At 65.5% G+C, this 14611-nt stretch carries 8 protein-coding genes, 3 rRNA genes and 1 pseudogene; all 12 read right to left on the bottom strand.

The genetic code is table 11. From position 1 onward, the window contains the following. Nucleotides 1-244: 244 nt before the first annotated feature. A complete protein-coding gene (gene xerD, locus LQV45_RS07525; RefSeq protein ID WP_230006459.1) occupies nt 245-1174 on the bottom strand; it encodes a site-specific tyrosine recombinase XerD in 930 nt (309 codons plus the stop codon). Nucleotide 1175: 1 nt separating this feature from the next. Further along, a complete protein-coding gene (locus LQV45_RS07520) occupies nt 1176-1754 on the bottom strand; it encodes an NUDIX hydrolase (protein ID WP_230006458.1) in 579 nt (192 codons plus the stop codon). A gap of 1 nt (nt 1755) precedes the next feature. Next, nucleotides 1756-3462 carry a CTP synthase gene (locus tag LQV45_RS07515; protein ID WP_230006460.1) on the bottom strand — a complete coding sequence of 569 codons (1707 nt, stop codon included), beginning with the start codon at nt 3460-3462 and terminating at the stop codon, nt 1756-1758. Nucleotides 3463-3594: 132 nt separating this feature from the next. Then, nucleotides 3595-5266 (bottom strand): annotated as a pseudogene (gene recN / locus LQV45_RS07510) (DNA repair protein RecN). Continuing rightward, nucleotides 5263-6183, bottom strand: a complete 921-nt coding sequence (locus LQV45_RS07505; RefSeq protein WP_138178183.1) for an NAD kinase — start codon at nt 6181-6183, stop codon at nt 5263-5265. Before LQV45_RS07505 ends, recN begins: the two are co-directional and overlap by 4 nt. Next, nucleotides 6180-6980 (bottom strand): TlyA family RNA methyltransferase, encoded by an 801-nt coding sequence (locus LQV45_RS07500; RefSeq protein WP_230006457.1) that lies wholly within the window; start codon nt 6978-6980, stop codon nt 6180-6182. The genes LQV45_RS07505 and LQV45_RS07500 overlap by 4 nt, the downstream gene beginning before the upstream one ends. After that, nucleotides 6977-7138, bottom strand: coding sequence for a hypothetical protein (locus tag LQV45_RS07495; RefSeq protein ID WP_230006456.1), 162 nt, complete (start codon nt 7136-7138; stop codon nt 6977-6979). Before LQV45_RS07495 ends, LQV45_RS07500 begins: the two co-directional genes overlap by 4 nt. A gap of 19 nt (nt 7139-7157) precedes the next feature. Beyond that, nucleotides 7158-8195 (bottom strand): HAD-IIA family hydrolase, encoded by a 1038-nt coding sequence (locus tag LQV45_RS07490; RefSeq protein ID WP_230006455.1) that lies wholly within the window; start codon nt 8193-8195, stop codon nt 7158-7160. After that, a complete protein-coding gene (locus LQV45_RS07485; protein ID WP_230006454.1) occupies nt 8192-8932 on the bottom strand; it encodes a tetratricopeptide repeat protein in 741 nt (246 codons plus the stop codon). The genes LQV45_RS07490 and LQV45_RS07485 overlap by 4 nt, the downstream gene beginning before the upstream one ends. 909 nt (nt 8933-9841) lie before the next feature. Further along, nucleotides 9842-9958, bottom strand: a 5S ribosomal RNA gene (gene rrf / locus LQV45_RS07480). A gap of 99 nt (nt 9959-10057) precedes the next feature. Continuing rightward, a 23S ribosomal RNA gene (locus LQV45_RS07475) occupies nt 10058-13169 on the bottom strand. A 423-nt stretch (nt 13170-13592) separates the two neighbouring features. Beyond that, a 16S ribosomal RNA gene (locus LQV45_RS07470) occupies nt 13593-14611 on the bottom strand; the annotation flags it as partial.

Raw genomic sequence — 14611 nt, 5'->3', positions numbered from 1 at the left:
CGTCATAACGCTGCCGAGTCTACTCGCCACCCCGCCGCACGCCGGGAGACCCGCGGGGGCGCTGGTGCACCGGTGCCGCGGCATCCCGCGCACCCGGCCGCACCGACAACAGGCTCTGCGCCCGAAACAGGCCCGAACGCCCGGGATCGCCCTGTCCCCGCCGCATCCCCTGTTTTCGGAACACCCCCACGGATGCCACACCCCACGCGCCACCCGCCTCGGCGCCCGCGCGGGCCGGGGCCGCTCAGCGCGCCCGCGGGTGAGCGGTGGCGTACACATCGCGCAGCGCGTCGACCGAGACGTGCGTATAGATCTGGGTGGTGGCGACGGACGCGTGACCGAGGAGTTCCTGCACCACGCGCACGTCGGCGCCGCCCTGCAGGAGGTGCGTCGCGAAGGAGTGCCGCAGCGTGTGCGGTGAGACGTGCGCGGTGAGACCGGCGCGCTCGGCGGCCGCCTGGATGATGAGCCACGCGCTCTGGCGCGACAGCGGCGCACCGCGCACCCCGAGGAACAGCCGGGGCGTCGCCCGCCGTTTCGCCACCCACCCCGGACGCACGCGCGTCAGGTAGGCGTCGACCGCGGCGCGCGCGTAGGACCCCACCGGGACCATCCGCTCCTTCGAGCCCTTACCCCGCAGCCGCAGGACATCGCCGTGGGCGGTGTCGTCCACGTCGAGCTGCACGATCTCGGAGACGCGGGCGCCGGTCGCGTAGAGCATCTCGAGCAGCGCGCGGTCGCGGACGGCGGCGGGATCGGCCCCGGCCGCATCCGCCGACCCGGGCGCCGGTCCCGCGGCATCCAGCAGCTGTTCCACTTGCCCGATCGAGAGGGCCTTCGGCAGTCGCTGGGGCGCGCGCGGCGGGCGCAGCCTGCCACTCGGATCGTCGGGGACGCTCCCCTCGCGCACGAGAAAGCGGTGCAATCCCCGCACCGACGACTGCAGGCGGGCCAGCGAGGACGCGGCCGGCGGCGGCTCGGCCGCGGCTCGCTCGGCGGCGAACTCCGCGACGGTCGCCGACGTCACGGCCTCGACCTCGTCGATGCCGCGCTCCCCCAACCACGCCGTGTACACGGCGAGGTCGCGTCGGTAGGCGTCGACGGTGTGGTCCGACAGTCCTCGTTCGAGCGCGACGTGCCGCAGGTACGTCTGGACGGCGCGCTCGAGCTTCACGTCACGCCGACGCGGCCTCGCGACGCAGCACCTCGGCGGCGGCGAACACGCCGGTGGCCAGGATGCCGTTGCGCAGACGCCCCGCCAGCACTCCATCGATCACGTCGGCCAACGGCACACGCTCGACGCGCATGTCGGACTCCTCGTGCTCGCGCTCGTAGTCGGTGACGACGTCGGAGAGTCCGCGGGCGAGGAACAGGTGCACGACCTCGTCGTTCCCGCCGGGGGTGGTGTGGATCGAGACGAGATGCTGCCAGCGGTCGGCCGCGAGGTCGACCTCTTCGCCCAGTTCGCGCTTCGCCGTCTCGACGGGCGGCTCCCCCGCCACGTCGAGCAGGCCGGCCGGGATCTCCCAGTCGCGTTCCTTGATCGGCTGCCGGTACTGCTGGATGAGCACGACACGGCCCTCGTCATCCAGCGCGACGACCGCCGCGGCGCCGGGGTGCTCGACGTACTGGCGGGTCATCTCGCCGTCGCCGTACCGCACGGTGTCGGACCGGACGTCCCACACCGCGCCCTCGTACACGAGATCGCTGGCGACGACCTCCAGGTCGACGGGCTCGTCGCGCAGCGATTCCATGTCAGTCCTCCTCGACGTCGAACAGTTCGCTCGAACGGTGGCGCTCCAGCGCTGCACCGACGAGGCCCCGGAACAGCGGGTGCGGCTCGGTCGGCCGCGAACGCAGCTCGGGGTGCGCCTGCGTGGCGATGTAATACGGGTGCACGTCGCGCGGCAGCTCGACGTACTCGACGAGGTCGAGGTCGGGGTTCAGTCCCGAGAACACCAGGCCGGCGTCGCTCAGCTGCTGACGGTAGGCGTTGTTGACCTCGTAGCGGTGGCGGTGGCGCTCCGACACGCGGTTCGCTCCGTACACCTCGGCGGCGAGGGATCCGTCGGCGAGGTCGGCGGGGTACAGGCCCAGGCGCATCGTGCCGCCGAGGTCTCCGCTCTGGAGGATGTCGATCTGCTCGGCCATGGTCGCCACGACGGCGTGCGCGGTGTCGGGGTCGAACTCGCTCGACGACGCACCTTCGAGGCCGGCGACGGTGCGCGCGTACTCGATGACCATGCACTGCAGGCCCAGGCAGATGCCCAGGGTCGGGATGCCCTGCTCGCGCGCGAACCGCAGCGCCCCGAGCTTACCCTCGATCCCGCGGATGCCGAAGCCGCCCGGGACGATGATCCCGTCGACCGCCGAGAGCGCCTTGGCCGCACCCTCGGGCGTCTCGCACAGGTCGGACGGGATCCACGTGATCTTCACGTGCGTCTCTTGGGCGAATCCGCCAGCCTTGATCGCCTCGGTCACCGACAGGTACGCGTCGGGGAGGTCGATGTACTTGCCGACGAGCCCGATCGTGACTTCGTGCTTGGGGTTGTGCACCGCCTGCAGCACCCGCTGCCAGCGCGACCAGTCGACGTCGGCCGCCTTGTCGATGTCGAGCGAGTCGACGATGTACTTGTCGAGGCCCTGATCGTGCAGCATCGTCGGGATGTCGTAAATGCTCGGCACATCGACGGCGTTGACCACGGCGTCCTCGTCGACGTCGCACATGAGCGCGATCTTGCGCTTGTTCGACTCCGTCACGGGGCGGTCGCTGCGCAGGACGAGCGCGTCGGGCTGGATGCCGATGGAGCGCAGCGCCGCGACCGAGTGCTGCGTGGGCTTGGTCTTCTGCTCGCCCGAGGCGCCCATGAACGGCACGAGCGACACGTGCACGAAGAAGACGTTCTTGCGGCCGAGCTCGTGACGGATCTGGCGCGCGGACTCGATGAAGGGCTGCGACTCGATGTCGCCGACCGTGCCGCCGATCTCGGTGATGATCACGTCGGGCTGCGGCGTCTCGGTGGCCTGCAGGCGCATACGGCGCTTGATCTCGTCGGTGATGTGCGGGATGACCTGCACGGTGTCGCCGAGGTACTCGCCGCGGCGCTCGCGCGCGATGACCTGCGAGTAGATCTGGCCCGTCGTGACGTTCGCGGCCTGGCTCAGCTCGATGTCGAGGAAGCGCTCGTAATGACCGATGTCGAGGTCGGTCTCGGCCCCGTCGTCGGTGACGAACACCTCACCGTGCTGGAACGGGTTCATCGTCCCGGGATCCACGTTGAGATAGGGGTCGAGCTTCTGCATGACGACGCGGAGACCCCGCGCCGTGAGAAGGTTGCCGAGGCTTGCCGCCGTCAGGCCCTTGCCGAGAGACGAGACCACACCTCCGGTCACGAAGATGTGCTTCGTGGTGAAGGCCGATGCCGTGGTGTCGTCTGAATGTCCCGCGTCCGAAGTCTGCATCACGGGCTTCGATCCTATCAGTCGAGTCGGAGGGTGGAGGCGCGGCGAGCGCCGCGCGTTGAGGGAAGTCTGACATCGACCTCCGACAGTGGTGTCACCCGGGCGTGACGATCCGGTGTCAGAGGGGTGGGATCACCGGGCGGTGCGTCCCGTCGCGAGCAGCTCGCGCGCGTGGGTCAGCGCCGCGTCGGAGTCGCTCAGCCCCGACAGCAGACGCGCCATCTCGGCCTCGCGCTCGGCTCCCTCGAGCCGACGGACACTGGATGCCGTCACCGACCCGTCGTTGCCCTTGACCACCGTGAGATGGTTGCCGGCGAACGCGGCGACCTGGGCGAGGTGGGTGACCGCGATGACTTGCGAGGTTTCCGCCAGCCGGGCGAGTCGCCGCCCCACTTCGATCGCCGCGGCGCCGCCGATCCCGGCATCCACTTCGTCGAAGACGAACGTCGGTACCGGATCGACACCGGCGATGACGACCTCGATCGCCAGCATGACGCGGCTGAGCTCGCCGCCGGAGGCTCCGCGCGACACGGGTCGCGGGTCGGCACCGGGGTGCGGGGAGAGCAGGATCGCGACGTCGTCGCGCCCGTGCGTCCCAGGCGTGGACGAGGCCGTCACCTCGACGCTCAGGTGAGCGTCGGGCAGGGCCAGGGCGTGGAGTTCCTCGGTGACCGCCGTGCCCAGCCGCTCGGCGGCTTCGCGCCGGGCATTCGTGAGGGTCTCGGCCGCGGAGTCGAGGTCGGCGGCCGCCGCATCGCGCTGCACAGTGAGGCGCTCGATCCGATCCCCGTCGTCGTCGAGTTCGAGCAAGCGCGCCGATCCGGTCTCGAGCAACGAGATCGCGGCGTCCACGGATCCGTGCGCCCGGGTCAGCGCCGCCAGGACCCCGCGCCGCTCGTCCACGGCGGCGAGCTCGTGCGGTCCGGCTTCATCGAGGTCGGCGAGGTACCCCGAGAGCGCGACGGAAACGTCGGTCGCGCGGTAGCCGAGGTCGGCGACCTGCTCGCCGATGGCGGCGAGGGCCGCGTCGCTCGCCGATACCCGTTCGAGGGACCGACGAGCCTCGGCGAGCAGCGTCACGATGTCGGGAGTCTCGTCGTCGCCGGAGAGGGCCGCGTGCGCGCTCACCGCAGCGATTCGGAGCTCCTCCGCGTTCGCGAGCCGCTCGGCCCGGCGCTGGAGCTCCTCCTCTTCGCCGGCCACGGGCGCCGCCGCCTCGATCTCGGCGATCGCGGCGCGCAGCTCTTCGGCCTCGCGCGCACGGTCGTCGCGGTCGGTGGTGAGGGTCGCGAGTTCGGCATCCAAGGCTCGCCAGGTGTCCCACGCCGCACGGTAAGCCGCCCGAGCACCGCTGACCGGATCTCCACCGAACCGGTCGAGCGCGTCGCGCTGAGCGGATGCCGAACGCAGCCGCAGCTGATCGGATTGGCCGTGCACGACGACGAGGTCGTCGGCGAGATCGGCGAGCACGCCGGCCGGCGCGGTGCGTCCGCCCACCGTGGCCCGTCCCCGCCCCTCGCTCGACACCGTGCGGCCGAGATACAGTTCCGCGGCTCCGTCGCCGAGCGGCTCGATATCTCCTCCGGCTTCGCGGACGCGCGCGGCGACCGGCCCGTTCTCGGGGACCACCCAGACGCCCTCGACCGCCGCCTGGGCCGCGCCCGACCGCACGGCGTCCGAGCCCGGTCACGACCATCGTCTTGCCCGCGCCGGTCTCACCGGTGATCGCGGTGAAGCCGCGCCCGATCGGCAGCGTCGCGTCCGCGATCACTCCGAGATCGCGCAGCCGCATCTCTTCGATCACGGCATCCCTCCGAGCGAGCCACGCCATCCGGTCACCGGAAGCCGGAACTTGCGCACTAGCCGGTCGGTGAACGCGGCGGGGTGCAGCCGCGCGAGACGCACCGGCCGCGACGACCGGCGTGCCACGACGCGGGCGCCGGGCGGGAGATCGTGCGAGCGACGCCCATCGCACCACAGGATGCCGCTCCCGCTCGTGCGCTCGAGGACTTCGACCGCGACCGTGGCATCCGGGCTCACGACGAGCGGGCGGGCGAAGAGGGCGTGGGCCGAGAGCGGCACCACCGCGATCGCCTCGACCGTGGGCCAGATGACCGGCCCTCCCGCGGAGAAGTTGTAGGCCGTCGAGCCGGTGGGCGTCGCCATGACGACACCGTCGCATCCGAACGACGACAGGGGGCGACCGTCGATCTCCATGACGACCTCGAGCATGCGCTCGCGACTCGCCTTCTCGACCGTGGCCTCGTTCAGGGCCCACGTCTCGAAGATCACCCGATCGTCGGCATCCAGCACCTTCACCGCGAGCGCGAGGCGTTCCTCGACCCGGTAGTCGCGGGCGATCACACGGCGGACGGCATCATCCATGTCGTCGCGTTCGATCTCGGCGAGGAAACCGACGTGACCCATGTTGATGCCGAGGATCGGCGCCGTGCCGCCGCGCACCGTCTCGGCCGCGCGCAGGATCGTGCCGTCGCCGCCGAGGACGATCGCCAGCTCCAGGTCTTCCACGCCGACGTCGACGCCGAGCGTCTCGACCCCGTCCAGCGGCAATCGCTCGGCGAGCTCGGGTCGGTCTTCGGCGGAGACCACCGGCACGGCTCCGGCTGCGCGCACCGCCGTGAGCACACGCTGTGCCGCCTCGACGGTGTCGTCGCGGCGGGCGTGGACGACGATCAGTATTCGGCGTTCGCTGGGGGTCATCGGCTTCCGGTCAGTCGGGTCACGGTGCTCTCCCATTCTGAGGGGTCGGTGCCGTGCGCGTCCGAGAACCACGCCACATACTCCTGGTTGCCGTGGGTTCCCACGATCGGCGAAGGGATGATCCCGGCCGTGCGCAGACCTGCATCCCACGCCGCCCAGAGGACGCCGTGCACGGCGTCTGCACGCAGGGCCGGGTCGGTCACGAGGCCACCCTTGACCGCGGTGCGGCCGACCTCGAACTGGGGCTTGATGAGGAGGACGACCTCGGCAGAGGGCGCCGCCGTCGCCACGATCGCCGGCAGCACATGGTGCAGCGAGATGAAGGACAGGTCGCCGGTGACGACGGCCGGGCGCTCGGCGATCCCGGTCGCTGCGGCGAGGGAGTCGGCGGTCATGAAGCGCACGTTATACCCCTCCACCGACACCACCTCGGGATCGGCTGCCACCGCTGGGGACAACTGTCCGTGCCCGACGTCTACCGCCAGAACGGGCGCCGCCCCGCGCTCGCGCAGCACTTGCGTGAATCCCCCGGTGGATGCGCCGAGATCGAGCGCGACCCGCCCGGCGGGATCCACACCGAAGGCGTCGAGTGCCGCGATCAACTTGTGCGCCCCGCGGCTGACGTAGTGGTCCGAGACGGCGACCTCGATCCGGGTGTCGTCGTCGACGCGCACGGACGGCTTCACCACGCCGTCTCCGTCGACCGTGACCAGCCCGTCCGAGATCAGCTGTGCGGCGTGCGTCCGAGAACGCGCGAGTCCTCGCCGGGCGAGCTCCGCATCGAGCCGGCCGCTCATCCGTCTGCCGGCGTCGCGGCACCCGATTCGAGCCGTCGCGCGAGCTCGTCGTGCAGAGCCGCGTAGGCGTCGGCTCGCGTGTCGAGGGGCTGGTCCTCGATGATGCGGAGGCGGCCGATCAGTTCGGCACCGGCATCCGTCTCGCGATCATCCGACATGGATGCCATCGTATCCGCGTCAGCGCACGCGGAACGGATCCGCGTACAGCTGCTCGGGCACGCGGAAACCGAAGATCGCACGGCCGGAGTTCCAGATGGCCGCAGCGCCGGCACGGAGCAGATCGATCTGCCGCTCCCCCGCGGACACGATGCGCAGGTCCACTCCATCGATCTCGACGATGGCATCCCCGACGCGAGTGCGGTCGCCCTTGACGACGGTGGCCGGGTACGGCTCGAACAACTGCCGCAGGTCGCTCACGATGAAGTCCGGACGCTGGTTGGGCGGCGCCGCCAGCACCTGCTTCGGGCGGTCGATCCCCGTGAGGACCAGGACCGACCGCATGTCGGCTGCCCGCGCCCCCTGCACATCGGTGTCGAGCCGGTCGCCGATGAACAGCGGCGAGCTCGCGCCCGTGCGCGCAACCGCGACGTCGAAGATCGGACGTTCCGGCTTGCCCGCGACCGTGGCCAACCGTCCGACGGCGGTGTGCACCGCGGACACGAGCGTGCCGTTGCCCGGTGCGATACCGCGCGCCTGCGGAATCGTCCAGTCCGTGTTGGTGGCCACCCACGGGATGCCGCCTTCGTCGAGCGGCGTGGCCAGAGCGTAGGCCGCCTCGGCGAGCTGCGCCCATCCGACCTCGGGGGCGAAGCCTTGCACGACCGCGGCCGGGGAGCCCTCGGCGCTGCGTGTCACCACGAAGCCGGCCTTCTCGACCTCGACGACGAGTCCCTCTCCCCCGATCACGAGCAACGTCGAGCCGGCGGGAACGAGCTCTCGCAGGAGCCGCATCGCGGCCTGCGGGCTGGTGACGACGTCTTCGGGCGCGACCTTCAGCCCCAAAGACGTCAGGTGCTCCGCGACCGACGCATCCGTCCGCGAGGCGTTGTTGGTGATGTAGCCGAGACGATGCCCCTCCTCAGCGGCGCGGTTCAGGCTGTCCACCGCGTGCGGCAGAGCGCCCGGCCCGGCGTAGACGACTCCGTCCAGGTCGGCGAGGACGACGTCCACTCCGTCCAGCGGCGTGACACCCGACTTGCTCCGCCCGAAGATCATCGTGACTCGTCCTGCCCCTCGTCGGAGTCGCGTGCGGGGTGCTCCCCCTCGGTGTCGTCCGCCTCGGCGGCCTCTTCGACCGTGTCAGCGTGAGCTGCGACAGAGCTCTCCGTCGTGGTGTCTTCGACGGGAACGACCCCGGATGCCACCTCGACTCCGCCCTCGTCATCGATGAGGTCGATCTCTTCGACGACGATGACCTCGCGGTCGGCGACGCCTGCCGCCGCATCGAGGGCGTCCGCAGCGATCTCGGCCCGGCGGAACCACTCCGCGGCCTCGTCCTCGCGACCCAGTTCCTCGAGCACGGCCGCACGCGCCGCGAACAGCGCCGGGCTCCACTCGAAGGCGCGATCGGGGTCGGCTTCCGGGATCTCGAGTTCCTGCAGAGCGCGCTCAGGCTCGCCGACGTCCAGTCGCGCGCCCGACATGGCGATGGCGAGCTGGGCGCGGACCGCAGCAGGCAGGGTGGAGCGGTCGACCGACCGGCCCTCCTCGAGTGCCCGATCGGGCCGTCCGACGCCACGCTCGCTGTCCACAATGAGGGGCAGCTGCTCGTCGGAGCCCGAGATGCGGCGGTGGGTGCGCAGTTCACGGAGAGCGAGGGCGAAGTCGCCGATGGCATAGGCCGTGATCGCGACCGTTTCGCGGACGATGGCCACACGACCCGCACTGCGCGAGGCCGCCAGGGCGTGCGCGTGAGCAAGAGCCGGATCTTCGTCGATCAGTCGCGACGCCATCACCAGGTGGCGCGCGACATTCTCCGCGTTGTCCTTGCTGAGGGTCTTGAGTTCATTGCGCGCGGCACCCGGAAGATCACGAGCGGTGACCTCCTCGGGGATCTCCGGACCGCGCTCGCGCTGATCCTGGGGAGGACGGGTCGCGCGGGCGTCTTCTCGATCGAAGCGCCTCGGCGCACCCGCACCAGGGCGACGATCGCCGGACGGTCGACGGTCCCCAAAAGGACGGCGGTCACCGCCCTCACTACGGGGACGGTAGGGACGCGAGTCCCCACCCTCACTGCGCGGACGGTAGGGACGCGAGTCCCCACCCTCCGTACGCGGACGATAGGGACGCGAGTCCCCACCCTCCGTACGCGGACGATAAGGACGGGCGTCGCCCTCGCGACGCGGACGCCCTTCACCGGCACCTCCGCTACGGAACGGACGCGAATCGCCGTCACGGCGGGGACGACCTGCGCCGTCGGAGTCCCGGCGGAAGGGACGACCGTCCCCCTCACGGCGGGAGCGATCGGCTCCGCCGCTGAAGGGCCGAGCACCGTCGCGCGGGGCCCGATTATCAGAGCCGCCGGTACGCGGACGCGCGTCGCCATCGCGATGGGGACGGTTGCTGCCCTCGCCGTCACGACGAGCGGGCCGCGCGTCGGAGTCTCGACGAGGGCGAGACGAACGGTCGTCATCGCGCTTGAAGGGCCGAGCGGACGAGTCACGGGCATTGCCACGCTGTCCGCCCGACGGACGCCCCGCACCGGACGATCCCGATCGGGGGCGCGAACGATCGTCGGAACGACCTCCATTGACATTACGATCATTGGCGTCGTCGTTCGACATGACGATCCTTCCCCCGGAAACGTGTCCGTAAATGCGAAATGGCCACCCAGCTTTGGGTGGCCATTTCGACTAAAAGAAGTCCGGCGGTGTCCTACTCTCCCACAGAGTCCCCCCTGCAGTACCATCGGCGCTGAGAGGCTTAGCTTCCGGGTTCGGAATGTAACCGGGCGTTTCCCTCTCGCTATGGCCGCCGAAACACTATTGATGTTTCAAAAACCAACAACGATCATCATTGTTGCGTTCCCAACCGTACATCGAGAACCACTCAGTGGACGCAAGCACCAAAAACGGTGTGTTATCAAGTCATCGGCTTATTAGTACCGGTCAGCTTCACGTATTACTACGCTTCCACATCCGGCCTATCAACCCAGTAGTCTGGCTGGGAGCCTCTCACCATAAATGGTATGGAAGTCTCATCTTGAGGCCGGCTTCCCGCTTAGATGCTTTCAGCGGTTATCCATCCCGAACGTAGCTAATCAGCGGTGCTCCTGGCGGAACAACTGACACACCAGAGGTTCGTCCAACCCGGTCCTCTCGTACTAGGGTCAGATCCTCTCAAACTTCCTACGCGCGCAGCGGATAGGGACCGAACTGTCTCACGACGTTCTAAACCCAGCTCGCGTACCGCTTTAATGGGCGAACAGCCCAACCCTTGGGACCTACTCCAGCCCCAGGATGCGACGAGCCGACATCGAGGTGCCAAACCATGCCGTCGATATGGACTCTTGGGCAAGATCAGCCTGTTATCCCCGAGGTACCTTTTATCCGTTGAGCGACAGCGCTTCCACAAGCCACTGCCGGATCACTAGTCCCGACTTTCGTCCCTGCTCGACCTGTCAGTCTCACAGTCAAGCTCCCTTGTGCACTTACACTCGCCACCTGATTGCCAACCAGGTTGAGGGAACCTTTGGGCGCCTCCGTTACATTTTGGGAGGCAACCGCCCCAGTTAAACTACCCACCAGGCACTGTCCCTGAACCGGATCACGGTCCTAAGTTAGATATCCAGAGTGACCAGAGTGGTATTTCAACAATGACTCCACGAACACTGGCGTGTCCGCTTCACAGTCTCCCACCTATCCTACACAAGCCACACCGAACACCAATACCAAGCTGTAGTAAAGGTCACGGGGTCTTTCCGTCCTGCTGCGCGTAACGAGCATCTTTACTCGTAATGCAATTTCGCCGAGTTCGCGGTTGAGACAGTTGGGAAGTCGTTACGCCATTCGTGCAGGTCGGAACTTACCCGACAAGGAATTTCGCTACCTTAGGATGGTTATAGTTACCACCGCCGTTTACTGGGGCTTAAATTCTCAGCTTCGCCTTACGGCTAACCGGTCCTCTTAACCTTCCAGCACCGGGCAGGCGTCAGTCCGTATACATCGTCTTGCGACTTGGCACGGACCTGTGTTTTTAGTAAACAGTCGCTACCCACTAGTCTCTGCGGCCACCACACCCTTTCGGAGCAAGTCCTAATAAGTGGATGGCCCCCCTTCTCCCGAAGTTACGGGGGCATTTTGCCGAGTTCCTTAACCACGATTCTCTCGATCTCCTTGGTATTCTCTACCTGACCACCTGAGTCGGTTTGGGGTACGGGCGGCTAGAACCTCGCGTCGATGCTTTTCTCGGCAGCATAGGATCACCCACTTTTTATCCGCATCGTGTCTCAGCCTCAATGAGTGACGGATTTGCCTATCACTCGGCCTACGCACTTGCACCAGGACTACCATCGCCTGGCTTGGGCTACCTTCCTGCGTCACACCTGTTAATACGCTAGCCGCACCAGCATGGGGTCGAGCGTTCACACAGACGTCCATCACCCCGAAGGGATCCGACACATTCCACGCTAGGACTCTTAGCACCACTGGATTAGCTTGGGCGGTTCTTCGCCGGTACGGGAATATCAACCCGTTGTCCATCGACTACGCCTGTCGGCCTCGCCTTAGGTCCCGACTTACCCAGGGAAGATTAGCTTGACCCTGGAACCCTTGGTCTTTCGGAGGACGTGTTTCTCACACGTCTTTCGCTACTCATGCCTGCATTCTCACTCGTGTCGCGTCCACGGCTGGGTCACCCCGCCGCTTCACTCGCGACACGACGCTCTCCTACCCATCAACACGGCTGGACCACGAAGGCCTACCAAAAATGTCAATGCCACAACTTCGGTGGCGTGCTTGAGCCCCGTTACATTGTCGGCGCGGAATCACTTGACCAGTGAGCTATTACGCACTCTTTCAAGGGTGGCTGCTTCTAAGCCAACCTCCTGGTTGTCTAAGCAACTCCACATCCTTTCCCACTTAGCACGCGCTTAGGGACCTTAGATGGTGGTCTGGGTTGTTTCCCTCTCGACTATGAAGCTTATCCCCCACAGTCTCACTGCTGCGCTCTCACTTACCGGCATTCGGAGTTTGGCTGACGTCAGTAACCTTGTAGGGCCCATCGGCCATCCAGTAGCTCTACCTCCGGCAAGAAACACGCAACGCTGCACCTAAATGCATTTCGGAGAGAACCAGCTATCACGAAGTTTGATTGGCCTTTCACCCCTATCCACAGCTCATCCCCTCAGTTTTCAACCTAAGTGGGTTCGGTCCTCCACGACGTCTTACCGTCGCTTCAACCTGGCCATGGATAGATCACTTCGCTTCGGGTCTAGGACACGCGACTGAATCGCCCTATTCAGACTCGCTTTCGCTACGGCTACCCCACACGGGTTAACCTCGCCACGTATCGCTAACTCGCAGGCTCATTCTTCAAAAGGCACGCTGTCACCCCTACTAAGGAGGCTCCAACGGTTTGTAAGCAAACGGTTTCAGGTACTATTTCACTCCCCTCCCGGGGTACTTTTCACCTTTCCCTCACGGTACTTGTCCGCTATCGGTCATCTGGGAGTATTTAGGCTTATCAGGTGGTCCTGACAGATTCACACGGGATTTCTCGGGCCCCGTGCTACTTGGGATACTCTTCACGCCAAGAACAGGCATTTCGACTACGGGGTTCGCACCCTCTATGACCGGCCATTCAAAACCGTTCGTCTATACCCTCTTGTCACGTCGACTGCTCGGCAGAACAATCAGAAAAGTCCCACAACCCCCAACATGCAACACCTGCCGGCTATCACACACGCTAGGTTTAGCCTCTTCCGGTTTCGCTCGCCACTACTCACGGAATCGCTTTTGCTTTCTCTTCCTGTGGGTACTGAGATGTTTCACTTCCCCACGTTCCCTCTACCCGCCCTATATATTCAGGCGGGAGTCACCAGGTACGCACGCGCCCTGGCGGGGTTTCCCCATTCGGACACCCTCGGATCAAAACTCGCTTATCAGTTCCCCGAGGCTTATCGCAGATTGCTACGTCCTTCTTCGGCTCCAGATGCCAAGGCATCCACCGTTTGCTCTTAAAGACTTGAAATCACATGAGTTGAATCGTCAAAAAATTGACTAATGATCTTTAAGATCATCTTCACGACACAACCCCTAAAAGGATCATGTCGAAGATGCTCGCGTCCACTGTGTAGTTCTCAAAGTACGGGCGGTACCTCCCCCACCCATCACCAACCGGTGACAACAGGAAAGGCCCTAGAGGAACAGCCACCAACCACACCAGCCACAAAGACTGCCACGATCAGCGCCCGGCCCCTCAGGACCCAACAGCGTGCATGTATCAAAAAATCCGAACCAGACCGTTCCAGTGGAAAACCACGTACTAAACCCGAGAACATCATCCCCGACACCAAGTCAAATGTTCCACCCATGAGCTACCGGCAGACACATTCGGTCTGATCCGGCGCCTGGACACTCACAGCCGAAACCATGAACGCCAGATGCTCCTTAGAAAGGAGGTGATCCAGCCGCACCTTCCGGTACGGCTACCTTGTTACGACTTAGTCCTAATTACCGATCCCACCTTCGACGGCTCCCTCCACAAGGGTTGGGCCACCGGCTTCAGGTGTTACCGACTTTCATGACTTGACGGGCGGTGTGTACAAGACCCGGGAACGTATTCACCGCAGCGTTGCTGATCTGCGATTACTAGCGACTCCGACTTCATGAGGTCGAGTTGCAGACCTCAATCCGAACTGGGACCGGCTTTTTGGGATTCGCTCCACCTCACGGTATTGCAGCCCTTTGTACCGGCCATTGTAGCATGCGTGAAGCCCAAGACATAAGGGGCATGATGATTTGACGTCATCCCCACCTTCCTCCGAGTTGACCCCGGCAGTATCCCATGAGTTCCCACCATTACGTGCTGGCAACATAGAACGAGGGTTGCGCTCGTTGCGGGACTTAACCCAACATCTCACGACACGAGCTGACGACAACCATGCACCACCTGTTTACGAGTGTCCAAAGAGTTGACCATTTCTGGCCCGTTCTCGTATATGTCAAGCCTTGGTAAGGTTCTTCGCGTTGCATCGAATTAATCCGCATGCTCCGCCGCTTGTGCGGGTCCCCGTCAATTCCTTTGAGTTTTAGCCTTGCGGCCGTACTCCCCAGGCGGGGAACTTAATGCGTTAGCTGCGTCACGGAAACCGTGGAATGGTCCCCACAACTAGTTCCCAACGTTTACGGGGTGGACTACCAGGGTATCTAAGCCTGTTTGCTCCCCACCCTTTCGCTCCTCAGCGTCAGTTACGGCCCAGAGATCTGCCTTCGCCATCGGTGTTCCTCCTGATATCTGCGCATTCCACCGCTACACCAGGAATTCCAATCTCCCCTACCGCACTCTAGTCTGCCCGTACCCACTGCAGGCCCGAGGTTGAGCCTCGGGATTTCACAGCAGACGCGACAAACCGCCTACGAGCTCTTTACGCCCAATAATTCCGGATAACGCTTGCGCCCTACGTATTACCG

The organism is Microbacterium sp. Bi128 (assembly GCF_918698205.1).
This window is presented reverse-complemented; position numbering and strand designations above follow the sequence as displayed.

Coding starts and splice junctions, on each gene's coding strand:
- LQV45_RS07520 (WP_230006458.1), bottom strand. CDS start 1,754: ATGGAATCGCTGCGCGACGAGCCCGTCGACCTGGAGGTCGTCGCCAGC.
- LQV45_RS07515 (WP_230006460.1), bottom strand. CDS start 3,462: ATGCAGACTTCGGACGCGGGACATTCAGACGACACCACGGCATCGGCC.
- LQV45_RS07505 (WP_138178183.1), bottom strand. CDS start 6,183: ATGACCCCCAGCGAACGCCGAATACTGATCGTCGTCCACGCCCGCCGC.
- LQV45_RS07500 (WP_230006457.1), bottom strand. CDS start 6,980: ATGAGCGGCCGGCTCGATGCGGAGCTCGCCCGGCGAGGACTCGCGCGT.
- LQV45_RS07495 (WP_230006456.1), bottom strand. CDS start 7,138: ATGTCGGATGATCGCGAGACGGATGCCGGTGCCGAACTGATCGGCCGC.
- LQV45_RS07490 (WP_230006455.1), bottom strand. CDS start 8,195: ATGATCTTCGGGCGGAGCAAGTCGGGTGTCACGCCGCTGGACGGAGTG.
- LQV45_RS07485 (WP_230006454.1), bottom strand. CDS start 8,932: ATGGCGTCGCGACTGATCGACGAAGATCCGGCTCTTGCTCACGCGCAC.